Genomic DNA, 23,149 nt, shown 5'->3' with positions numbered 1-23,149 from the left:
AGCTGTGCTTGACAGGTGATTATAGGCTGGTATACTTATATTTCCAGTGTGCTGCCTCACCATATTCTGCTATATAGTCCATGCGTTCTGTACGTATTTGTATCTCTAATTGCCCATATTTATAGGTTTCAAAGGTAAGATGGAGCGACTCATATCTACTATCTCTTGGTATACTGATCCAATCCCTCATAATATTACATATTGGTTTATATAGATTACTAATGATACTAAGTATTTTCCAACAAGCTACTTTTTCTTCTTGCAACGTTTTACCATCCATATTGGTTAAAATGATTCTAATAGCCGTAAGGTCATGGACTTGATCAAAATCAATCTTTAGTTTTTGAATTTTATGCCAAATAGAATAAACCGATTTAATCCGTTTTTTTATAATAAAATCAATGCCGCGTTCTTTCACAGCTGCTTGCACTTCTTCAGCAACAAGATTTAATTTTTGCTGCCTTTTTATTTTTGTCATTCCAAGCTTGGCGGTAATGGCATAGTAACTCAATGTGTCTGTATGTTTTAACCAAAAATCTGCTAACTTGGTTTGAATATCATACAAGCGCATTCTATGTGATAACGGGATATAAAAATGTTTGAGCTCAAGTAATAGTTGGGTGTTAGAAGGGACCAATTCTGTATCTATATTTTCGAATGTTACGCCACTACAATGTACGTGAACAATGTCACAAATTTGTAGCAAAATGGCTAAAATATGGTGGCAATTTATGTCAGGATGATTTGGATAGTTACGAATGGTATCGTTACGTAATCTGTAATCCTTTAAAATAGCCAGCTCCTGTAGTATGGAAGCTGTTTTTAAACCAAATTGTTTTTCAATAGCTTCTTTTTCAATAAGTTTTGCTAAAAAAGCTGGTGTTAAGAGGACAACTATAACGGTAGGAAGATCTAAAGACATCTCTGTAGAAGCAATCATGGCTACTTGTAGCGAATCTTTTACACAACGTTTGCATATTCCTTTATCGATTTTTTGTTCAAACTGCTCTGCCCATTTATATGCTGCTTGAATCGTAGACCAAGCCTCTTGCGTATCATTTGGGTCTTTGCTTACCGCTCTTGCAAGCTGATGTAAATTCCAATTGTTTACATCAGGTATTTCATGTTTTTTTATCATTTGATAGAATCAAAAAATTGTCAGGTTAACGGAATCTCTACAAGCTTATCTTTTTAAGATTACTGTTTACCGTTAAAGTAAATTTTCTATTCTTAAAGTTACGAACTTATCGTTCCAAGCGCAAAAATAAATACTTATAGGAATAGCAACCTTTCAAAAACAATGCATATAATGCATATTAATTGGACAATTTTACATATGTATTAATACAAAATAATTACTAACTTTGCAAAAAAATACTTTTGTTCAGTTTGTTTATGGAATATAGATTTTCTTAACTTCTACAAAATGTCCTCAAAATTTATTTATCTTCCAATATTTTATACGGATCTAATTTATATATTCACAACCACTAGGATGTGTTTTAGTAGTTTATTTGTATTTTTAAGTGGTCTAATTATTTTTAAAAGGTGTTTAAAGTTTACAATCTTTGATATATGGTTACAACTGTTTCAGAGCGCTATCATATACCAGTGATGCCAGATCAGGTGGTCCATGGTTTGTCTATAGTACCAACGGGCCACTATGCTGACCTTACTTTTGGGGGAGGGGGGCATGCCAAAAAAATAGTCGAATCACTATCTAGTGGCCATTTATTTGCCTTTGATAAGGACCCAGCAGCTGCTAAAATGGCCCAATGGTTTACTGGTAAACCTTTAACCTTTATTAGGGCATCCTTTCGGTTTGTAAAGGAATTTATAAATTTTTACGGTATTGCACAACTAGATGGTATCCTAGCAGATTTAGGCACTTCTTCTTACCAAATAGATACGCCAGGACGTGGGTTTTCTACTCGTTTTGATGGTACACTGGATATGAGGATGGATCCAAATTCTCTTCATTCGGCCCAGCACATAGTAAACAGCTACACAGTGGAGCAGTTGGCCGATGTATTGAATGGTTATGGGGAAGTAGTAGGCGCGATGGCCATTGCTGAAGCTATTATACAGGCACGCAAGCGTGCACCTATTGTAACAACCCATCAGTTGAGAGCTATTCTTGAAGCATTTGCGCCTAAAATAAAAGTAAATCAGTATCTTGCAAAGGTGTTTCAAGCCATTCGTATTGAAGTAAATAATGAGCTTGTTGCATTAGAGCAACTACTAAAGCGTAGTGTTGAATGTATTAAACCTAAAGGGCACCTGGCCATTATTGCCTATCATTCTTTAGAGGATCGATTGGTTAAAAACTTTTTCAATACGGGTAATGTATGGGGTAAAATACAACAGGATGCTTATGGCAAGCTATTGCGTCCTTTTGTTCCACTACAAAAAAAACCCTTTACGCCCTCTATAGAGGAGATAAATAGAAACAATCGTGCGCGAAGCGCACGGTTACGGATAGCAGTACGTGTGGCATAGCGTTATGCAACGAATCGATATGCACACGGGTCGTTTTTAACCATCATGGATTGATAATGATTATCGAGTTTTTTGCACTTTTTCTTTCCGCATTACTAGGTGGCCTTTTGGTGGTTACACACTGTTCGCTACGCATTTTGCCACGCTTGCTAACTTTTTCGGGAGGTTATTTATTGGCCAATACTTTCTTGCATTTAATGCCTGAGCTTTTTCTGTCCAAGGTAGTGCCGCTGTATGTAGGGGGGTGTATGATGATTGGATTTTTTTTGCAGCGTTTTATTGAAACCTTTACCGCTGGTGTGGAGCATGGCCATTCTATGGCGCCAACTTCAGGGCATGCTTGTCCAAAAGATTATAAAATGTTTTCGTTTTTAACTTCTATTGCGTTGCATGCGTTATTAGATGGCACCCTTTTAGCCCATGGTCATCCCGGTCATCCTACCCAAAAAGGGCTTTTACTCGGTATGATGCTCCATAAGTTTCTGGAGGCTTTTGCTTTAACTAGTGTGTTGCGTGGTTTTAACCTATCTATTAGGCACATGTTACGCTATTTGGTGCTATTTGCTTTGGCTTCTCCAGTAGGGTTGTGGCTGAGTGACTATGCCCATCATTATATTTCTGATGGTGGTAGCGTTGTATTATGTGCTATTGTAACCGGTAATTTTTTGTACATTTCATCTACTATGCTTTTTGAAGCGAGTCCCAATCATCATTCGAATCAGTTTACTTTGTGGGTTAGTTTACTTGGGGCTGGATTGGCAGCATTGGTCCAATTTGTATGATAGGGGGTTGCTTTGCCGCTAAAAAAATAGCTTCTCTTTTAATATGGAGTGAATAGTCTATGGCGCCATCTGATATCAGTAAAGAGATCAAACGTTTGGTAGATGTAATTCGCTATCATAATGAATGTTATTTCCAAAAAGGGATTTCGGAAATTTCCGATTATGCATATGACCAACTATTGGAACGGCTAACCCGATTGGAGGAAGCCCATCCGCATTTAAAACTGCCTGACTCTCCAACGGAGGTAATTGGACAACAACCTTCCAAGGGTTTTGAAGTGGTTTATCACCAAACGCCTATGCTTTCTTTGGCTAAAACCTATTCAGAAGTAGAAGTGATTCAATTTGTGGAAAGGGCAAAAAAAATGTTTCCTGCTGCGACGATAGATTTTGTATGTGAACCTAAAATAGATGGTGTGGCACTAAGCATCCTTTATGAAAAGGGGAGGTTGATACGTGTGGTGACACGGGGTGATGGTGAAAAAGGCGATGATATCACACGCCATGTGGCCCAATGTTTGCCCTTACCCCAAAAAATTCAAGCTGCACCATGTGACGCATTTGAGGTGCGCGGCGAAGCCTTTATGTCCAAGACAGTTTTTAAAGCATTAAATAGTGCACGGAAGGCGAAAGGTGAACCTTTGTGGGCCAATCCCCGTAATATTACAGCTGGTACATTAAAAGCATTGGATGTAGATGCGGTTAAAGATCGTCAGCTGGCATTTTATGGGTATGGTTTTTATGGGCCATCCTATATTTGTCCTACGCAACAAGCGGCGTTGGCGTTACTGGTTGCGTTGGGGTTTTCTGTGCCACCTACCTATAGGGTATGTCACAATGGTATGGAAATAATGGCGTATGTCGCTTATTGTGCGGAATATAAAAAGGATTTACCAGTGGAGGTAGATGGAGTAGTCATCAAGGTAAATAAGTTGGATCAACAAGATAGAATGGGTACAACTGCTAAGTCGCCGCGCTGGGCCATTGCCTATAAATATCAACCAGAAAGGGCATCCTCTATCTTAGAGGGTGTAACTTTTCAGCTAGGAAGAACGGGAATAGTAACTCCAGTTGCCCATTTTAGTCCGCTTCCATTGGCAGGCACTATGGTCCGTCGTGCTTCTTTGTATAATGCAGATGCGTTGGCTAGGCTTGATCTTTGTTTGGGCGATACGATTTTTATTGAAAAAGGTGGGGAGATTATTCCCAAGGTGGTGGGGGTAGATAGCGCCCTGCGCCATACGGATAGCCAGCCTATTCGTTTTATCTGTTCTTGCCCTGCTTGTGGGACATTACTCCATCGGGCAGCAGGCGTAGTTGCCTACTACTGCCCCAATAAGCAGCGCTGTTTACCCCAATTAAAAGGTGCTTTACTCCATTTTTCCCATCGGAAAGCGATGGATATTGATACCTTAGGCCCTAAAACGGTTGATGTTTTATTGGAGGCTAAATTGGTCCAAACGGCAGCAGATCTTTATGCATTGCGTTATGATGCAGTCAATGACTTAGAGGGCTTTCAAGCGCTATCCACGCAAAAACTATTAGCTAATATTCAAGCCTCCAAAACAAGACCTTTTGATAGGGTGTTGTTTGCTTTGGGTATTCAGCATGTTGGGGAAACGGTAGCCAGGAAACTAGCACTATACTTTAGGTCTATGGAGCGGTTGCAAGCGGCTACTCAAGCGGAGCTATTACAGCTACCAGATATTGGAGAGAGGATTGCGCAGAGTATACTGGATTACCTGCAGGATCCTTACCAACAAACCATTCTTAATGCGCTTCAATCTGCGGGGGTGCAGTTTGCCTTGCCGGAACCTGTGGATAGTTTGTTGCCATTTTCTTCAAAAAACTTTGTTATATCGGGTACTTTTCAAAAGTTTACAAGGGCAGAATGTACTAAATTAATAGAAGAAGCAGGCGGCAGGGTGTTGTCTGCTATTTCTACTAAAGTGGATTACTTCGTAGCAGGCACTAAAGTTGGTCCATCCAAGTTGACGAAGGCTATGCAATGCGGTATTCCCATTTTGGAGGAAGATGAGTTTATAAAGATGATGGCATGATACGTTTATACTTAAGTGCAAAGCTTTTTATTTTAGGCGTTGTGACCCGCTTGGCCTCAAAAAATAAGAGCGTGCCACGCAGCAATGTAGGATTGAACAAAGCAACCACTATAGGTGTACTGTATAGTTATGAAAGTCCTGCCAAGCATGAGGTGGTACAACGTTTTATTCGAGATTTAAAAAATTTGGATAAGCAAGTTGCTGTGCTTTGTTACACTACAAAGAAAGATCGTATCCATATCAGTAGCCATTTGCGCTATGCTTTTGACCATCATGCCATTACTATTTTAGGGAAGGCAAAAAGTGACCGCATACAAAAATTTATAAAAAGTTCTTTTGATTATTTGTTTTATTTAGATTGGACGGTCCATCCAGTGTTGGCATCTATTCTAGCCCAACATCATGCCAAATGCCGTGTGGGTCATTTTGATCCTACGTGCAGAAATTTCTTTGAAGTAATGGTCAAAGTAAATCGGACCACTCCCATCGAAGACATCAAAAAATTGGCCAGCCAGATGTTGCACTATACGAGATGTATGGAAGGGCAATGATATGGTTGCCGAAGGATAATAGAAGGTACCATTCGTTTACTCACCCACCTAGCTTATACACTTTAGTATGGATATCTACTTAGATCATGCCGCTACTACAGCATTAGATCCAGAAGTATTGAATAGTATGCTGCCTTATATGGCCCATTTTTGTGGCAATCCCTCTTCTGTACATCGCCATGGTTGTCGTGCGAAAGCAGCCGTTGAAAAAGCTAGAAAAAAAATAGCCACCTTATTGGATGTAGCGCCTTCTGAAATCTTCTTTACCTCTGGTGGTACAGAGGGGAACAATATGCTGTTAAGAGGTGTTATAGAGGCGATGCAAATTGCCGATGTGTTGACTTCTCCATTGGAGCATCTTTCGGTTCGGATGCCTCTAGAAACCTTGGCCAGACAGGGTAAAATTACCTTATCCTATGTCCAGGTTGACCAATATGGCGGCTTTATGTTGGATGAAGTAGAACAATGGTTAAAAAAGCATCCGCATGCTTTGGTGAGCTTTATGCGGGTCAATCATGAGATAGGGAATATAACAGATGTCGTAGCCATTGGAGCGCTTTGTAAAGCATATGGGGCATGCTTTCATTCTGATACCATTCAAAGCATCTATTGTGGCCTTGCTGACTTCCAGTCTTGTCACCTTGCCCTTGGTTCTGGGCATAAAATACATGGACCCAAAGGGATTGGCTTTGTCTATATAGATGCTAAAGCATCGGTGGCACCACTCATTACGGGCGGTAGTCAAGAGTTAAATATGCGTGGAGGAACTGAAAATGTTGCCTATATTGTTGGAATGGCCAAAGCATTGGAAATTGCTTTTGAGGATAAGAAAAAAGTGGTGGCACACTTATTAGCCATTAAGCAGTATATGATCGGGTTATTGAAAACAGATATGCCCGATGTAACCTTTAATGGAAAGAGTGAAAGCTTAACGCAAAGCAGCCCCAACCTATTAAATATTTCATTGCCTGACTGGGATGGGCGCGATATGGTTGTCTACCATTTAGATATTCATGGTATAGCTACTTCTACAGGCAGTGCCTGTACAAGTGGTAGCGCTATAGGTTCATCGGTTGTAGCCGCTTTGCAAAAGGGAAACAATCATGCGATACGTTTCTCTTTTAGTAAAAATACTACCTTTGCAGAAGTGGAAAAAACAGTTGATTTGCTAACCCAGCTTTATAGGAAGTAAGCCGTATGAGGAAGGGGATCTAAGGTCCTAACCAACTGTATGGCAGTCTTTGTTCAATGGGTTATTGGTACAAATCTCTAGTGCGGCCTTGGCGGCTTCTTCTAAGGCTGCACCTATCTCTGGGGTTAAGTATTTATTGGCTAGTTGCACATCTATGATTAAGGTTTCTTGTGCCATATGGTGTACCTCTGGTAGATGTACATAGCCGGCTGCATGGCGCAAATCATAGAGCCTTTCGGCTAGCTTGATAAATAGAACGGAAAGCTGTACATGCTCTTCCTTGATCGCTGCTTGCAAGCGGTTCTGTACATAAAGCAAGGAAGGATGATCTAATGCTTGTCGTTTATCTATATTTACTACATTCCATACAAAAGCATGGACCCCTAAATTATAGTGTTCCTTTACGTAAGAAAGAGGCAAACAGGTATGGCGTACCAGGTCATAGAGCAAAGAGGCATAAATCACTTTAGGAGAGTGAAAAGCCCATTCTACTACTAGTTTGGAAATCCCTACTGCCCGTACATAAAACAATTGGCCTGAGCCATGCCGCTTGCTGCCAAAGCGTTGCCGCAGGAGTAGCAGCAACCCTGAAATGGTGACTAGATCGATGGGATCATTTTCATAAGCGGATTTGCAGACATAGTCATGGAATTGGATTAAAGCCATCATAGAATCGGCTTGCTCTTTAGGGGTGACAGGGCCCTCTATCGCTAAAGCATCTATAGGTAGCCCGGCCGTCATGTGACCCAGAATTTCAGTAATATCAGTAGGCAATACCAGCAGAATAGTTTCTGTTTTTCTATTTGGAGAAATTTCTGCATAACCATAGTGGGCAGCTACAATAGTGGACATGGTGGCCTGCTGAAGGTCCATCGATGGCGGAGGTTGCTGCTGCACTTGAGGTCCTACAAGATCTATCCTGTCATCATAGCATTTTTTCACCTTGGGAAGCGCTTCAGAAGGGGTAGCAGCTTTGCTTATTATCCAGGCAGTAGCTTCAAAAAGAATCGACAGTGAGCAATGGCTTTCAACAGCATCTGTTTGCTTAAATTGTAAACTGGTAGTCTGCAGTTGTAGTCGGATAATAGGGGAATTCGCTAGGCTACCCACCCGTAAAATAGCCTGGGTCAATAAATAGACTACTTGGTTGATATCGCATATGATATAGGGGCATAATGCCCCTATATCATTTATTTTTTCTAGTAGTAGCCTAGGCGGGTCGGACCTCTCTTGGGACAAGGCAAATTCTACTTTATGGATCAGTTGGTCTACATCAATTTTAGTGGGCTGAAGCAGTGCATGCTTTTTAGCCTTTTCTCTTCTATTAAAATAGGCTACCCAATCATAAAGCTTATGGATAATACTTTGAAAATCTTGCTTATAAAGGGGCATATTTTCGTCTAAGAAAGAGATCGACTCTTCCATTTTGCGAACAACTTGTGCTAGAATAGCGCCATAGCCCTTGCACTGGTCAGTTGAAGCAGCTGGTATTATAGCGGCATCATATAAAGAAGCTTTTAGTCTTTCCGCTTCTTTAAGCTTTTCTCGATTTTCGAGATAAAGAATTTTAGTTGTAGAACGGTTTAATCTGACTTTAAAGTAAATAATAATAGCAAATATGACTAGGATCGCTACACATAGCGTCAGTAGGGGAACTAATTCGGGTAAAAAGTATCGAATGGACATAGAAAGTATTAATAATCCGGTTGTTGCTACAACCTTTGTCCCTAAATAGAGAGGTAATGTCGCTAAAATAATGGCGCAATGGGTTAAAGACAAGGATGCAGTAAAAATTGGGTCTGATGCATACCAACAGTTCCAAATCAAATCTAACGGTAAATAAATCGTTAGGATGATGAGTGTAGCTAGGCCAATCAACCAGTTCGGAATTGTTTTCCTAAAAAAAGTTTTAGAGGCTACAAGCAGGGCACCTACACAAACTTGGCCTATGGCCCAACCGATGGCAGTTGGATTCATCAACCAATAATCCATAATAGAAGTAACCACCATATAGAGTCCGATTAAGCGTAGAATAGTATCATTGGGAGTCAATTTACTCAAAGTTACTTTTCTATTTTCCCAGGCCATTTTAATCGCTGCTCTTCGTTCCGCACGCTTCCGCGTACGTGCTTGCCGTATCTGCTGGAACTCATCATCTGGTTTAGACCAGCCCGCGCCTTCTGGTTGTTTCAGTAGATAATGGGCCGCTAGCATGGCCAAGCCATTGGCCAACATAGCCACAAAGGAACCATCCATTCCCGTGGATGGCGCAACCCACTTGTTCCAGATTAAAATAGTGAGTGCACCCGTAGCCATACCGATCAAGGCTGTACGGGAAGTACCCCGAAAACCAAAAATAGCAAAAATAAGAGGAGCTGTTATGATAGGTACAATGGAATCAAGAGACCAGTACATTAATTTTAATAGATCTTGACAGTGAAAAGCTACTAGCATAGCTAGTAGTCCCACTATCAACGTGGTCCATCTAGCTATTTTAATTTGCGATACATCAGTCATTTCTTTTTTCTTTTGCAGGCTCCCTGCAATATCGTGACTTACCATAATGGCACAAGCATTTAAGTAAGAATCAGCTGTAGACATGGTCATAGCAAGCAAACTAATGGCAAGAAATCCTTTAAATGAAGTAGGAATATGAGTGGTTATATACAGCCAAACATCTTCTTTAGGTAAATCGGGTACCCCTACAAAAACAAATATACCAACTAGATTGATAAACAAGAATATAATGACACTAAAGAGAGTTGCATACGAAAAGACTTTTCGACTCTGAGTCGGACCAGAAGCCATATATACTCGCTGGATAGTATTAGGGTTTATCCAGGATAGCATACAAGATAGAAGTAATAGAATTGTTCCTATTAGTTCGGTATTTAACTGAAATAAGTTGCTAAATTGAAACTTAGGATAACTTTGTAGTATAGGGATAATTTCAGAAACTGGCTTGCCTATTTGTACAAAAATAAACCAAGCTAAAAGCGGAATTATAATGGAAAAAGTTAGAAACTGAAATACATCTGTATAAGTAATAGCCCGAATGCCTCCAAAGGTAGAATAAAAAATAAGGACTAAGGTGGAAAAAATGGTGATTACAGGAGAGCCCACGTAACCCAAAGCCATACTAATCGCTTGGGATATTACATTAACTTGGATACTTACACTAACTATGCAATTACAGATACTAAACAGAGCTGCCACAATCCTTGGATACTTACCGTAAACATTACCTATCGTGTCTGCCATAGAAAGGTGTTGCATAAATGGCCCCATACGCAAGGCTAATTTAGCAATGATCCATAGGCCGAAACAATCTAATGTAAGGACGATCCACGGTAAGCCAAGTTCATGAGTACACGTTACATTACGCATCAATCCTCCCCCACCAAATATAGTAGCCAATACCGTAGCCACCAAAGTAGCCGTAGCAAATTGCTTATTTCCAATTGCATACTCCTTAAAAGTAGTTTTTTTTCTACTAAAATAAATACCCATTAGAAAGGTTAATCCTAAAAAAGCTGCCACTATATATAACGGCATATTAAAATGTATCATAAGATCAAGCCGTTAAGAAGTTAAAAAATAGGCATAGCAGTAGCGCTACACTTTATAATACGAATTCTTATGTAAAAATCAAAAGTCAGGAAAGGGACCTGTTGTAAAGAATGGTTAAAGGGAGAGATAGGGCATTATTTTTTTTCCCCAATCTGGATGGTAGCCCGGTAGTGTTTGAATGGCACGAAAAGTAGTAAATTTTCCTTTGCGTTTTCTGTAATCTATAATGGCTTGCGCCATACTGTATGAAATATAGGGATGGGAGGCCAAGTTTTTACGGGTTGTCTGGTTTAAGGATACTTTTTTAGGTTGATAACCTTTTCGTATAGTGGTGTGCTGGATGAGTTTGACGCGCAGGTGGTTCGATAGCCCATATACTTCTTTGTATTGGTCAACGGAAACAAACCCACCCAATTTGTCTCTATACCGTAAGATTCTAAGGGCAAGTGGTTGGGTCATCCCTTCTATGGCTAGTAATGGTTCTGCCGTAGCGCTGTTTATATCCAATGGGACAAAGCTATTGCTATTTGCTTGCAATAAAGCCAGCTGTTTTTCCAATAACGCAATGTCTGCACGATGGTCCAATGGTTTATGGATATAGTATAGCTGTACTACTTTAGGTGCCATAACGGCAAGTAGCATAAAGATAATAATGGCTAGTAAGCTATTGCTTTCCCTATTGGAAAAGTGAAAGGCTTGTTTGATCGAATGTTTTATCTTGCGCAACATGGTCCATACGAGCGGTATTGTATTTTTCCCATTTCTCTATGAGTTTAACAAAATTTTTGGGTAAAGGCGCTTCAAAGGAGAGTGGTGTTGCCGTGACCGGATGGTTAAAGCCCAACACCGCTGCATGGAGTGCCTGGTAAGGCATTAGTTTAAAGCAGTTGCGTATAAACGCCTTATAGGAAGCATATCGTTGACCCTTAACGATTGCATCACCACCATATTGCGGATCACCGAAGACGGGGTGACCGATCTGTTGCATATGGACGCGAATCTGATGGGTACGCCCCGTTTCTAATCTACAGGCTACAAGGGCAACCTGCTGTAGTGGCTTGATGACCTGATAATGGGTAACAGCCTTTTTTCCATCTGGGAAAGCTAAGCTTTTTTGATGGCGGCGGCTTTTCCCAATATTTAAATCGATGGTGCCGCATCCATTTTCAGGGTTGCCCCAAACCAATGCATGGTAAATCCGTTTGACCGTATGGTTGTAAAATTGACGGGATAAATTGGCCAAACTTTCTGCTGTTTTGGCGACTACCAATAGACCAGATGTATTTTTATCAATCCGATGTACCAAGCCAGGCCGGGTCGGCATATCGTCTTTTAAAGGTAAATTTTTATAGCGATGGAGCAATGCATGGGCCAATGTTCCGCTTTGATGGGCGGTATCTGGATGTACTACCATCTGGGCCGGTTTGTGGACAACTAGTAGGTGGTCATCTTCATATACAATATCCAATGCTATTGCTTCCGGAGTCAGCGTAGCTACCTCCGTGGCAGTAGGTATATTTGCTAGGATTGCATCTTTAGGCTGAACCTTATAATTGGATTTTATAGGCTGACTATTAACGGAAACCCATTCGTGTGCAATGGCTAATTGGACTTTATGGCGGCTTATATTTAAAAAATCTGATAAAAATTTGTCTATACGCAGATTACAATTTTCACTTGTAACGGTAATCAGATGCGTCTTTAAAAGCGTTTGAGATGGGCTGTATGCATTCATGTGTAAGTAGTAGGAAGAAGTATAAAAATGGCTTCGTGCAATCTGCTATAGGTAAGATCAGATTATATAGTCTTTTCGTTTCATAAGTGCATCCATCAGCAATCCATTTTTAAATAATTTTCGTTTGCCGATCAAGTGGGCTTTTCGATCTACGCTGGGAGTAGGTTTGGAGGAGCTAGGATGAGCCGCTGCTTCTTGAGGCAAAGCTGTCGCTTGAGGTTTTCTGGGCGCCACTGCTCTGGCCATAGTAGAAGAGATAGCTTGATGATCTACCTCTTTCTTTGCTTCCTCCTCATAATCGTCGTCTTCTTCCTCTTCATCATAATCATATTTTTTGTTATGGGACATTGCATTATCTGAATCCCTCCGATGGATATAGAACCATCGGATAACCGAAAAGATTAAAATTATAAGAAACTTACCGTCTACTTTAGATAGAAATGTATAAAATACCATTGGTTGACCTTAAAAATAAGTAAAAACGCATTTCGTACGAAACTATAATGGATCAATTTACTATAAAAGGACTAATATATGCTTTTTTGATCAAGCAAAAAGTAGCCTATACATCCCTTAATTGTTTGCTCCCATAAAATTGTGGTATATTGTACAAACCAATAGATCATTTCCATATAGGCTTGTATACTTATGGGTTGGATTTTAAATTTTAGTAATGGATGCGGATGATATGGTACAGATACAAACACCACCAAAAATAGAAGCCCCTTTCCCACTGATTGGTGCCCATACCTCTACCCAAGGAGGACTCCATAATGCGTTATTACATGGTTCAGAAATAGGTGCTACTACCATACAACTTTTTACCAGGAACCAACTTCAATGGGAAAGCACTACACTCCAGCAAGCAGAACTAGATACATGGCACCATACGTTAGAAGTTACTGCTATGAAACAAGTGATGAGTCATGCTAGTTATTTGATCAATCTGGGCTCCAACAAAGCATACTTATTGGCCAAAAGTTGTGAGGCTTTTTTAGAAGAAATAGAACGTTGCTTAGCTTTAAAAATCAGCTATTTAAACTTTCATCCAGGTGCTGCAACAGGAGACAGTGCACTAGCGTGCTTAGACCGAATTGTGCAAAGTTTATTGACCTTTGAGCGACTTTTTCAACCAGAAACTACCTTGCGTTTGCTTATAGAGACTACTGCAGGTCAAGGTTCCGTAGTGGGCCATTCTTTTGAAGAGTTAGCCTATATAATCGATCGAGTCAAAACAGTAGTACCGATTGGGGTTTGTATAGATACGTGCCATATTTTTGCAGCAGGCTATGACATCCGTACAGTAGATGGATGGGCAAATACATTGGCCAAATTTGAATCAATCGTTGGCCTAAACCACCTCTATGCGCTACATGTGAATGACTCTATGGCGCCACTTGGTTCAAGAAAGGATCGACACGCTAACTTAGGAAATGGGGCAATAGGTATGGATAGTTTCAAAGCCATGATGCGTCATCCAAAACTTCACAGCATTCCCAAATATTTGGAAACACCTAATGGTGCAACCATGTGGACAAAAGAAATAGAACTACTGCGTAGTATTTATTAAAGCTTATTAGACTGTGTAGTACTTAATAACGAATTAGGTAAAGGAGACTGACTAGAGCCATAGTTAAAATGGCGGTCTAAATCTGATTCTAGCGAATTCCAAAAAATAAAATAGTGAATTTTAACATAAAAACTTGCCACAGCAATGGATAGTTTTTGATATTTGTTTATATTATCGTTTTTTAGCTATTGTAATAGCATAGCAACTATTTTTTTTACACAACGCTTCAGTAAGGGTTTGGCTACAATAGATAAAGTAGCCCTTTTTGTTCGGTCATAGATCTGTCCCTTAGATTTTGTTTTTTGTCTATTAGACATAAAGCGCCATACTAAAAGTCCCCCTAAAATCGCTCCAAAATATAACAATAATTTTTTAAACATAAACTATAGGGATGATAAAGCGTCCTAAAGCAATAAAGAAGCGGAGAAAGGTAACTTTTTGGTTGCTTCTATGCTGCTATAAACCTATGTAAGCTTATTCCATAGTATGGACGGCTTCTTCAGACAACGATTTAATGCAACCCGATAATTTTTTTGCCTTGCCTTGGATCGCTTTTGTAATTTTTTTCTTAGTATTATCGCAAACTAAAATGCCCAATATAGCACCTAATACCACACCTAATGATAGGTAATACACATTTTTAAACATAACTTACTTTAAGTTTAAAGCATTTAAAACGCTAAATAAAATTGAACCAGTATGCTAAATTTACAGACTTTAAGTTAATAAAGCTATAAAAAAATAAAATATTCAACCCTAAGAACATAATCCATATAATGGAAATAAAACAAAATTTAAATATCCAATTTAGCATATTTGGCATAACGTTCTATAAATTCTCTACGAGGGGGCACTTCATCCCCCATTAACATAGAGAAAAGATGTTCTGCCGCCAATGCAGAGGCTATAGTTACCTGTCTTAGGTTCCGACGTGTTGGATCCATAGTAGTATCCCAAAGTTGGATTTCATTCATCTCACCCAAACCTTTATAACGTTGAATAAATACAGCATCAACTTTTCCATCTTTAAGGCTAAGTTGTGTGACCCATTCTTCTTTTTCTGATTCTGTCCAGCAATAGTGCTCTTCTTTATCTCGTTTTACTAGATAGAGTGGGGGAGAGGCAATATAGAGATGTCCTTGCTCTATAATATCCCGCATATAGCGGAAGAAAAAAGTTAAAATAAGGGTACGAATGTGGCTACCATCTACATCTGCATCAGTCATAATCACAATTTTGTGGTAACGTAATTTATCTAGATTAATGGCTTGCTCGCTACCATCTGTACCTATCGCTACACCCAGTGCAGTGATCATATTTCTGACCTGTTCATTATCATATATTTTATAGGCTTGTGCTTTTTCCACATTCAAAATTTTACCTTTTAAAGGAAGAATGGCTTGGAATCTTCTGTTCCTACCCATTTTAGCAGTACCACCAGCAGAGTCACCCTCTACCAGAAAGAGTTCACAAAGCGTAGGGTCCCGTTCGGAACAATCTGCTAATTTACCAGGCAAGCTGTTACTCATCAATACATTTTTGCGTTGTACCATTTCACGTGCTTTTCGGGCAGCTTGGCGCGCTTGAGCGGCTACAATCACTTTGTTAACAATCAGTTTTGCTTCCTTGGGATGTTCTTCTAAGTAGTAATGTAATACTTCAGCTACGCAGCTTTCTACAGCGCTTTGTACTTCTGCATTCCCTAGTTTGGTTTTTGTTTGTCCTTCAAATTGAGGTTCAGCTACCTTTACAGAAATTACAGCAGTTAGTCCTTCCCGAAAGTCATCTCCAATGATCTCTATTTTTGCTTTTTCCAATAAGCCAGACTTATCTGCATAGTTCTTTAAAGTGCGGGTTAAAGCTCTTTTAAATCCAGTTACATGCATACCTCCTTCAATCGTATGAATGTTATTTACATAAGAAACTACTGTTTCAGAATAGCCTGTATTATACGTCATTGCAACCTGTACCCCTATATTATTTTTTTCTCCTTCTACAAGAATGGGCGTGGGCATAATGGAAGTTTTGGTGCGTTCTAGATGCGAAACAAATTCTAGAAGGCCTCCTTCAGAGTAAAAAGTTTGTTGAAAAGGATTACCTTGTTCGTCTTGTTCACGACGATCTTCTAGTTGCATCTTTAGCCCTACATTTAAATAGACCAATTCTTGCAGTCTATTGATAATGGTATGTAGGTTATAGACCGTAGTGGTAAAAATAGAACTGTCTGGCGTAAAATGAACGGTGGTGCCGCGTAGTTCTGTGGTACCTATTTCTTTAACAGGGTAACATGGAACACCTTGTGCATATTCTTGTTTGTAAATTTTTCCGTTTCGGTATACGGTAACCGCTAAGTGAGCAGATAGTGCATTTACACAGGAAACCCCTACACCATGCAAGCCTCCAGAAATTTTATAGGTACCTTTATCAAATTTACCACCAGCATGCAGTATGGTCATGACCACCTCCAAAGCTGATTTTTGTTCTTTTAGATGCATGCCAGTGGGAATACCACGACCATCATCCCATACAGTAATCGCATTATTTTCGTGTATAATAATTCCAATTTTAGTACAGTGACCTGCTAAAGACTCATCAATAGAGTTGTCTACTACTTCCCAGACAAGATGATGTAATCCCTTTATACCTACATCCCCAATGTACATGGCAGGACGTTTTCGAACAGCTTCTAGCCCTTCTAAGACTTGGATATTATCTGCTGAATAGTCATTAATGGTAGAGGTCATTTTTAAAAGCTGTTTTAATATTTTAAATAAAAAATTTATATACCAAGATAATAGGTTTAAAGGAAAGACACACTATATTTCAACTATAGTCATGCCGGCCATACAGTGTACAGGACTTTGCAGGGTTATTCCTTTTACCAAAGGATGGTCGTTTAAGTAATTCCGTACGGCACTACGTAAAATGCCTTTTCCTTGCCCATGGATGATTTTTAATCGACAATGGCCTAATAGCAGTGCATGATTTAGAAATTTTTCTAATGCATATAGCGCTTGAGCTTTGTTGAAACCATGTAGATCAAGTATTGGATCAGTTTGATTTTTAATCCGTACATAGCTACCAATTGCAATGTTCGAGCACATATATAAAGAATTTAAAAACTAAATATAAAGTTCTTTTAAAGCCTGATAAACTTTTTTATAAACTTCAAGTGCCTTTTCTGAAGAATCTTCTAGATAATATTTTATACTTTGATTGAAAGATTGTGCGTCTATCCTATATAGTGCTAATATTTTTTCATAGTTTTCACGACGTAATATAGATATAGTTGCTTGAGGATAATAGCTATTGAGTAACCAACTATTGAGCAACTCCAGATCTCTTATCATATTTACAAAAACCTGTTCATGGACTATAGACGTAGGTGGATGGCTGGTAGAAGCTGTTGTGAACGGTGCGTTACGGATCCAGTACAATAGCAATAGTGCGAAAAGAATAGTAGTTATTTTTTTCATGCTATAAGCGCGTTTAAGTGATTCACTTTATGTAAAGTTAAGTAAAAACTCCTATATTGGGTAAATGTAAAGTAAAAATTAAATACATTAGGTTAGGTGCCTATTTGAAAAAAGTAACTATTATAGCAACTATAATTAGGATACCATAGGGGAGCAATCTTTTAATCTGTCTATTCCGTAATAACCAGATAAATTAGATATACTATAATCACAGGTCAAATATAAAGCCACTCGTTAGGAGTTAAATGGGTTTTGCAAGGAATTTTATGTCCTATTTTTATGTAGGTAACGATAGCTCATATAAAGATTGATTATGGAAGTCTTCCCAAAAAAAATTTTTTCTGTTGTTCATCCAAGCAAATTCAATTTCGATAAAAGTATCAACTACCATTTGTCTATTAATATAGGTTATGGTTTTATTAAGGTATGTTGTATAGAAAAGACTACTCAAGCATGTCTATTGCTAGCTGTATATGCACTCCCTCTGGATAAAAATCACCCAAACTACATCAAAAGCTTAGAGCAATTTTATAATCAAGAATTTTTTCTAATTAAGAAAAATTGGTTTTCTGTTACTTTATCTATTTCAAATCAAAAGTTTACCCTTATACCTCATTTGCTGCTAAGCGAGAAAGATTTGTTTACCTATATGCACGTTGCTTGTGGTGTCGATCCACATCATGAAGTGATCTCTTTTACCCATGCATTTAAAAAAATGTCAGTTGTGTTTTCAGAAAATGCTTCTGTATTAGATTGGTTCAGAAAACGTTATACCGGCAGCAATTTTCATATTATCCACCAAGCTAATGCTATTATAGAAGGATTTCAAATAGAATGCTTACATAAAGCAGAATTATTCGTCTGGTTGGCAGAAGACTATTTGTACATAGTGGTCCATAAAAGAAATCTGCTCTATTGTAATCTGTTTTCTTATAAAACAGCTGATGACTTTTTGGGATGCCTATCAGCTGTAGTCCAAGTTAGGCAATTAGAGCGTGCTTCGTGTACGTTATTGGTAGGTGGATTGATTGAAAAAAAATCATTGGCTTATCGTCAGTTGAAGACATACATTCCAAAGACTACTTTAAAAACAAAAATTGGTTTTTTTAAATCAAATCCATATGTTTTTAAAGCAAGTAACACCTCTCCTATGTTGTATTTTGATTTAATGAGTGCGTTACTCTGTCATACCCATAGCAGAGTATAGCGATAAATATAGTGTCCCGAAAAAATCGGATAGTTATATGAAAATCGTTTCCTTCCTTTTTCCATTTGCATAGTTTATGTACTACTTTAGGTAGGTAATTTGGTTGTGTCAAAAAAGGACCGTTTGATGAGACAGATTTATTTCTAAAATATACAATCTTATTCAGGTAAGATAAGAAATTTATAAACTTAGATTAAAAATGTAACTTTCTTCCGGTTCGGGCCCGCTGGTCCATATTCCAGTATTTCATACTTTTGGTGCGTTACATCTCAAATATATCCTGCTATTGCCTTAACTTACTTATTGTCTTCTTTTTTCTTAATCTTACAAACCTCCAATGCCTGTTTAGCCGCTTTTTCTAATTCCTGAGCTATTTCTGATCCTAAGTATGTATGCGCTATTTGCACATCTATGGTAAGTGTTTCTTGCGCCATATGCTTTACTTCTGATAGATGAATGTAACCAGCTGCATGGCGTAGATCATAAAGTCGTTCAGCTAGTTTTATAAATAGAACAGAAAGCTGTACATGTTCTTCTTTAATAGCTTTTTCCAAACGATTTTGTACATACAGTAATGAAGGATGATCTAGATTTTCTCGCTTATCTATCCCTACCACATTTGATACAAAAGCATAGACACCTAAATTATAATGTTCCTTGATATAAGAAAGAGGCAAGCAAGTACGACGCACCAATCCATAGAGCAAAGCAGCGTAGACCACTTTAGGAGAGTGAAAAACCCAATCTGTTACCAATTTAGCAATCCCTACTGCGTGTACATAAAACAGTTGTCCAGAGGCATGCCTTTTAAACCGAAAATGCTTCCTGAGCAATAAAAGTATACCTGCAACAGTTTTTATATCAATAGGATCTACTTCACAGGATAATTTAGATACATAGTCATGGAAATTCATTAGTTCCATCATAGAATCAGCTTCTTCTTTAGGCGTAACAGGGGATTCTACGGTTAAAGCATCTATAGGAAATCCAGCCGTCATCTTATTCATAATATCTGTTACATCGTTAGGCAATACCATCAGCATAGTGGGTACTTTTTTATCAAAAGAAGCTTCCAAATAGCCATAATGCGCACGGACCATACTGGATATAGTTTCTTGATGAATATCTATAGAGGGTGATTTATCTTTCTCTACCTTAGGATCTACAAAATCTATTTCATTATAGCATGACTTGACCTTTGGCAAATACTCATTAGAAGTAGTAGACTGGCTAATGATTAGCGCAACAGCTTGAAAATCCATCAATACAGGAAAGCTGTGTTCAATAGAATCAGCTTGTTTAAATTGTAAAGAGGTAGGATGTAGTTCTATGCTAATAATTGGTACATTGGGTCCTTCTGACTTACCAATGCGTAAAATTGCTTTAACTAACGAATAGGTTAGTTGATTAACATCACATACTATTTCGGAACATGGTTCCTTATTAGGAGATCTTATTTTTTCTACCAATAGTTTAGGGGGATCACTCATCTCCTGGGACAAAGCTACCTCTACCTTACGGATCAACTTATCTAAAGTAATTGTATCAGGTTGCAGTAGTGCATGATCTTTAGATTTTTCTCTCTTATTAAAATAAGCAACCCAGTCATAAAGCTTGTTAATAATGCTTTGAATATCTTCTTTATAAAGAGCCGTATGGTTGTCTAAAAAAGAGATGGATTCTTCAACTTTACGTACTACTTGGTTCAAAATAGATCCATACTTTTTAGGAGAAATAGTATGATTAAAGGGAACTAGAGCTGCTTCATATAGAGATGATTTAAACTGTTTCAATGATATATTATCTATTTGGTCCTTTAGGTAAATATTTTGTGTAGTAAGGTTACATACTTTTATTTTAAAGCATATAATCAAAATAAACAGAAATATACCTGCTAAAAATAGTGGTAATAAGGAGCATAATACTGGATATGGAAGTTGAATATATATAAAATACATGGATACCAATGAGGTAACTGTTACAATACTTATTCCAATATAGAGTGGTAGTACCCATAAAATTACCGAAAAATGTGTTAAACATAAGGACGTGGTCAAGATCGGATTTCTTATCTTCCACCAGTACCAAAGAATATTTGTAGGCAAAAAAAAGGTTAACCAGACTACCCAAGATAATCCAATAGACCAGTTTGGGATATCTTTTATCTTTTTTAATAAATCATATAAAAATGGATAGCCTATAAAACAAGATGATACCAAGAGTTGAAATACAAGCCATAAATTATGATCCATAATACGCTCCATAAAATAAGTAAGCAAAGTAGTGATTGTAGTATACAATCCTACACATACCATGGTAGTATGACTAGGTTTTAGTTTGGCCATAGCCATTTTTTTATTTTCCCAACCCCTTCTAATGGCTTCTTTTCGTTCCTCTTTCTTACGGAAATTCTCTTGTTGTATTTGTTTAAACGTATTATCTGGTTTGACCCACCCTGTACCATCTGGCTGTTTGAGTAGATAATGGGCCGTCATCATAGCTAGACCATTAGCTAGCATAGCAATAAAGGCACCATCTATATCAGTTGTGGACTTAACCCATTTATTCCAAGTTAAAATGGATAATATACCTGTAGTCATACCGATAAAAGCGGTACAAGAGGTTCCTCGAAACCCAAAAATAGCTAATATAAAAGGAGCTGATAGAATTGGCACAATAGAATAAAGAGACCAAAGCATTAATTGTAACAGATCTCTAGACTTCAAGGCTATAAGCATAGCTAATAAGCCCACTACTAGTGTTGTTAATCTAGCTACTTTAATTTTACACAAATCAGGTATTTCTTTTTCATTTGAGACTATACCTTTAACTATATCATGGCTCACCATTATAGAACAAGCATTCAAGTAAGAATCAGCTGTAGACATAGCCATGGCTAGTAAGCTAATGGAAAGAAATGCTTTAAAAATAGGAGAAATATGGGTAATTATATGTCCCCAAACAGATTCTTTCGCCAAATCTGATGTGCTTACAAAAACAAATACACCAATTAAAATTATAAAAGATCTTATAATGAAACTAAAAAAAGTTGTATATGCAAAAACTTTTTGGGCCTGCATAGGTCCAGAAGACATATAGACCCGTTGAATAATACCGGGACCTATATACGGCACCATACAAGATAAAATAAGTAATAACATATCCATTAACCGGGTGTTAAAGCAAAATAGTTTACTAAAATGGAATTTAGTATGACTTTGTAGTATAGTAACGATTTCTGAAACTGGGTTGTATATGTTTACAAACATAAACCAGGCTAAAAGAGGAATAATAATAGAAAAGGTCAAGAATTGAAGTACATCTGTATAAGTAACGGCACGAACACCCCCAAACATAGAATAAAAAATCAGTAGTAATGTGGAAAATATAGTGATTACATTTGGGTCAATCGACGTTAAGCAAATACTAATAGAACTAGAAATTACAATGATTTGCATAGTAATAGTGCATATGGAATTACAGATTCCAATCAGAGCAGCCATAATCCTCGGATATTTACCATAAATACTTCCTATTGTTTCTGCCATAGAAAGATGTTGCATAAACGGACCCATACGCAATACTAACTTACTCATAATCCAGAAATCAACTACTCCTAACAGTATAAAAAATACCCAGTATAACCCAAGATCATAAACACACTCTACGGTACGTATTAACCCTCCGCCTCCAAAAGCAGTAGCCAACACAGTAGCTACCAAAGTAGAAGTTGAAAATTGTTTATTTCCTACGGCATATTCTCGGAAAGTAGTCTTTTTTCTACTAAAGTAAATCCCTACTACTAGTGTCAAAAACAAAAAAGCTCCTACTATAACAATAGGCATATTCAAAAAAATCATAAATCAACTAATTAAAAAGATAGAGACAATACCTACAGATATAGCATAATTTATATAATAAAGATTTTATTCTAAAAAACAAAAAATGGATTATAAATTAGTAGTATCTATCTTTACATGTGTAAAATAAGGTCAGTCGTACGTTCGGCTCACATTCCGAACCAGAGAATATTTGTTTGTGGATTTATTTTTTACTGATTTAGAATACTTCATGTGATTAATATGATTTATAAAAAATGATATAATTTATTATATTGAGTTATGGTAAAAATTTTTATATTGGAAATCAGCTTAATTAAAAATTAATTCAAATTTGAGAAACTGTTATATTATACTCATAATCAATTGTAAATATTTTTAGGAATGTGAGTACAACATATACAAGACAGAGCTCGCCCTATAGTTAAAAAAAAGAACTAATTGAATATTTACATCTATTCTATAGGTATAGACTGCTCATAATTAAATAAATTATCAGGGTCATATTTTCTTTTAATTTTTTTTAACCTAATTAAATTACTACCATAGTACTTGATAGCCCAATCATTCAACCATAAGTCAGGATAGTTACTATAAGCTCCTTCTCCAAATTTTTCCAGTTCTGTGTAATATTCCTTAGACCATTTTAATTGATTATCCTTTTGGCT

General features: G+C 37.7%; 19 protein-coding genes. 7 read left to right on the top strand and 12 right to left on the bottom strand.

Annotated features, from left to right (window positions below; all coding sequences use genetic code 11):
* Positions 1-19: 19 nt before the first annotated feature.
* On the bottom strand, positions 20-1,138 hold the full coding sequence (locus tag ACRRVD_RS01320) for an HD domain-containing protein (protein ID WP_432461379.1): 1,119 nt from the start codon (positions 1,136-1,138) through the stop codon (positions 20-22).
* Positions 1,139-1,575: 437 nt separating this feature from the next.
* On the opposite strand from ACRRVD_RS01320, the gene rsmH reads away from it, so the two are divergent.
* From rsmH to ACRRVD_RS01295, 5 genes are all read left to right on the top strand, one after another.
* The gene (gene rsmH / locus ACRRVD_RS01315) at positions 1,576-2,499 is read left to right on the top strand and encodes a 16S rRNA (cytosine(1402)-N(4))-methyltransferase RsmH (RefSeq protein WP_432461378.1); all 924 of its coding nucleotides are present in this window, start codon (positions 1,576-1,578) and stop codon (positions 2,497-2,499) included.
* Between the two features lie 56 nt (positions 2,500-2,555).
* Positions 2,556-3,281, top strand: coding sequence for a ZIP family metal transporter (locus ACRRVD_RS01310; protein WP_432461377.1), 726 nt, complete (start codon positions 2,556-2,558; stop codon positions 3,279-3,281).
* 59 nt (positions 3,282-3,340) lie between these two features.
* Positions 3,341-5,341: an NAD-dependent DNA ligase LigA gene (ligA, locus tag ACRRVD_RS01305; RefSeq protein ID WP_432461376.1), complete on the top strand. Its 2,001-nt coding sequence runs from the start codon at positions 3,341-3,343 to the stop codon at positions 5,339-5,341.
* The gene (locus ACRRVD_RS01300) at positions 5,338-5,892 is read left to right on the top strand and encodes a DUF6913 domain-containing protein (RefSeq protein ID WP_432461375.1); all 555 of its coding nucleotides are present in this window, start codon (positions 5,338-5,340) and stop codon (positions 5,890-5,892) included. Before ligA ends, ACRRVD_RS01300 begins: the two co-directional genes overlap by 4 nt.
* Positions 5,893-5,959: 67 nt before the next feature.
* On the top strand, positions 5,960-7,084 hold the full coding sequence (locus ACRRVD_RS01295) for a cysteine desulfurase family protein (protein WP_432461374.1): 1,125 nt from the start codon (positions 5,960-5,962) through the stop codon (positions 7,082-7,084).
* Positions 7,085-7,111: 27 nt separating this feature from the next.
* On the opposite strand, the gene ACRRVD_RS01290 is transcribed toward ACRRVD_RS01295, so the two are convergent.
* The 4 genes from ACRRVD_RS01290 to ACRRVD_RS01275 form a co-directional block, all read right to left on the bottom strand.
* Entirely contained in the window at positions 7,112-10,639 is a 3,528-nt protein-coding gene (locus ACRRVD_RS01290) for a sodium:solute symporter family transporter (RefSeq protein ID WP_432461373.1), read from the bottom strand.
* A 129-nt stretch (positions 10,640-10,768) separates the two neighbouring features.
* Complete coding sequence (locus ACRRVD_RS01285; protein WP_432461372.1) at positions 10,769-11,383, bottom strand: ComEA family DNA-binding protein; 615 nt, start codon at positions 11,381-11,383, stop codon at positions 10,769-10,771.
* Complete coding sequence (locus ACRRVD_RS01280; RefSeq protein WP_432461371.1) at positions 11,331-12,389, bottom strand: RluA family pseudouridine synthase; 1,059 nt, start codon at positions 12,387-12,389, stop codon at positions 11,331-11,333. The genes ACRRVD_RS01285 and ACRRVD_RS01280 overlap by 53 nt, the downstream gene beginning before the upstream one ends.
* 57 nt (positions 12,390-12,446) lie before the next feature.
* Positions 12,447-12,737, bottom strand: a complete 291-nt coding sequence (locus tag ACRRVD_RS01275) for a hypothetical protein (RefSeq protein ID WP_432461370.1) — start codon at positions 12,735-12,737, stop codon at positions 12,447-12,449.
* 340 nt (positions 12,738-13,077) lie between these two features.
* On the opposite strand from ACRRVD_RS01275, the gene ACRRVD_RS01270 reads away from it, so the two are divergent.
* Positions 13,078-13,959: a deoxyribonuclease IV gene (locus tag ACRRVD_RS01270; RefSeq protein ID WP_432461369.1), complete on the top strand. Its 882-nt coding sequence runs from the start codon at positions 13,078-13,080 to the stop codon at positions 13,957-13,959.
* A gap of 185 nt (positions 13,960-14,144) precedes the next feature.
* Here ACRRVD_RS01270 and ACRRVD_RS01265 read toward each other — a convergent pair whose 3' ends face one another.
* The 5 genes from ACRRVD_RS01265 to ACRRVD_RS01245 all read right to left on the bottom strand — a co-directional run bounded on the left by ACRRVD_RS01265 (position 14,145) and on the right by ACRRVD_RS01245 (position 17,435).
* A complete protein-coding gene (locus ACRRVD_RS01265) occupies positions 14,145-14,339 on the bottom strand; it encodes a hypothetical protein (protein ID WP_432461368.1) in 195 nt (64 codons plus the stop codon).
* 94 nt (positions 14,340-14,433) lie between these two features.
* Positions 14,434-14,607: a hypothetical protein gene (locus tag ACRRVD_RS01260; RefSeq protein ID WP_432461367.1), complete on the bottom strand. Its 174-nt coding sequence runs from the start codon at positions 14,605-14,607 to the stop codon at positions 14,434-14,436.
* Positions 14,608-14,753: 146 nt separating this feature from the next.
* Entirely contained in the window at positions 14,754-16,703 is a 1,950-nt protein-coding gene (gene gyrB / locus ACRRVD_RS01255; RefSeq protein WP_432461366.1) for a DNA topoisomerase (ATP-hydrolyzing) subunit B, read from the bottom strand.
* A 72-nt stretch (positions 16,704-16,775) separates the two neighbouring features.
* Positions 16,776-17,063 (bottom strand): Smr/MutS family protein, encoded by a 288-nt coding sequence (locus ACRRVD_RS01250; RefSeq protein ID WP_432461365.1) that lies wholly within the window; start codon positions 17,061-17,063, stop codon positions 16,776-16,778.
* A gap of 18 nt (positions 17,064-17,081) precedes the next feature.
* Entirely contained in the window at positions 17,082-17,435 is a 354-nt protein-coding gene (locus ACRRVD_RS01245) for a DUF4296 domain-containing protein (RefSeq protein ID WP_432461364.1), read from the bottom strand.
* A gap of 313 nt (positions 17,436-17,748) precedes the next feature.
* Here ACRRVD_RS01245 and ACRRVD_RS01240 point away from each other — a divergent pair, with 313 nt between their 5' ends.
* Positions 17,749-18,642, top strand: a complete 894-nt coding sequence (locus ACRRVD_RS01240; protein ID WP_432461363.1) for a DUF3822 family protein — start codon at positions 17,749-17,751, stop codon at positions 18,640-18,642.
* A gap of 296 nt (positions 18,643-18,938) precedes the next feature.
* Here the strand turns inward: ACRRVD_RS01240 and ACRRVD_RS01235 are convergent, their stop codons facing one another.
* The gene (locus ACRRVD_RS01235; RefSeq protein ID WP_432461362.1) at positions 18,939-22,502 is read right to left on the bottom strand and encodes a sodium:solute symporter family transporter; all 3,564 of its coding nucleotides are present in this window, start codon (positions 22,500-22,502) and stop codon (positions 18,939-18,941) included.
* A gap of 434 nt (positions 22,503-22,936) precedes the next feature.
* Positions 22,937-23,149: BBE domain-containing protein (locus ACRRVD_RS01230; RefSeq protein WP_432461361.1), on the bottom strand; the 213-nt coding region annotated here is incomplete at its 5' end.

The sequence above is a fragment of the Candidatus Cardinium hertigii genome (genome assembly GCF_050864915.1).
Classification (GTDB): Bacteria; Bacteroidota; Bacteroidia; order Cytophagales; family Amoebophilaceae; genus Cardinium; species Cardinium hertigii_D.
Note: the sequence above shows the minus strand (reverse complement) of the source record. Positions and strands in the feature narration are given on the sequence as shown.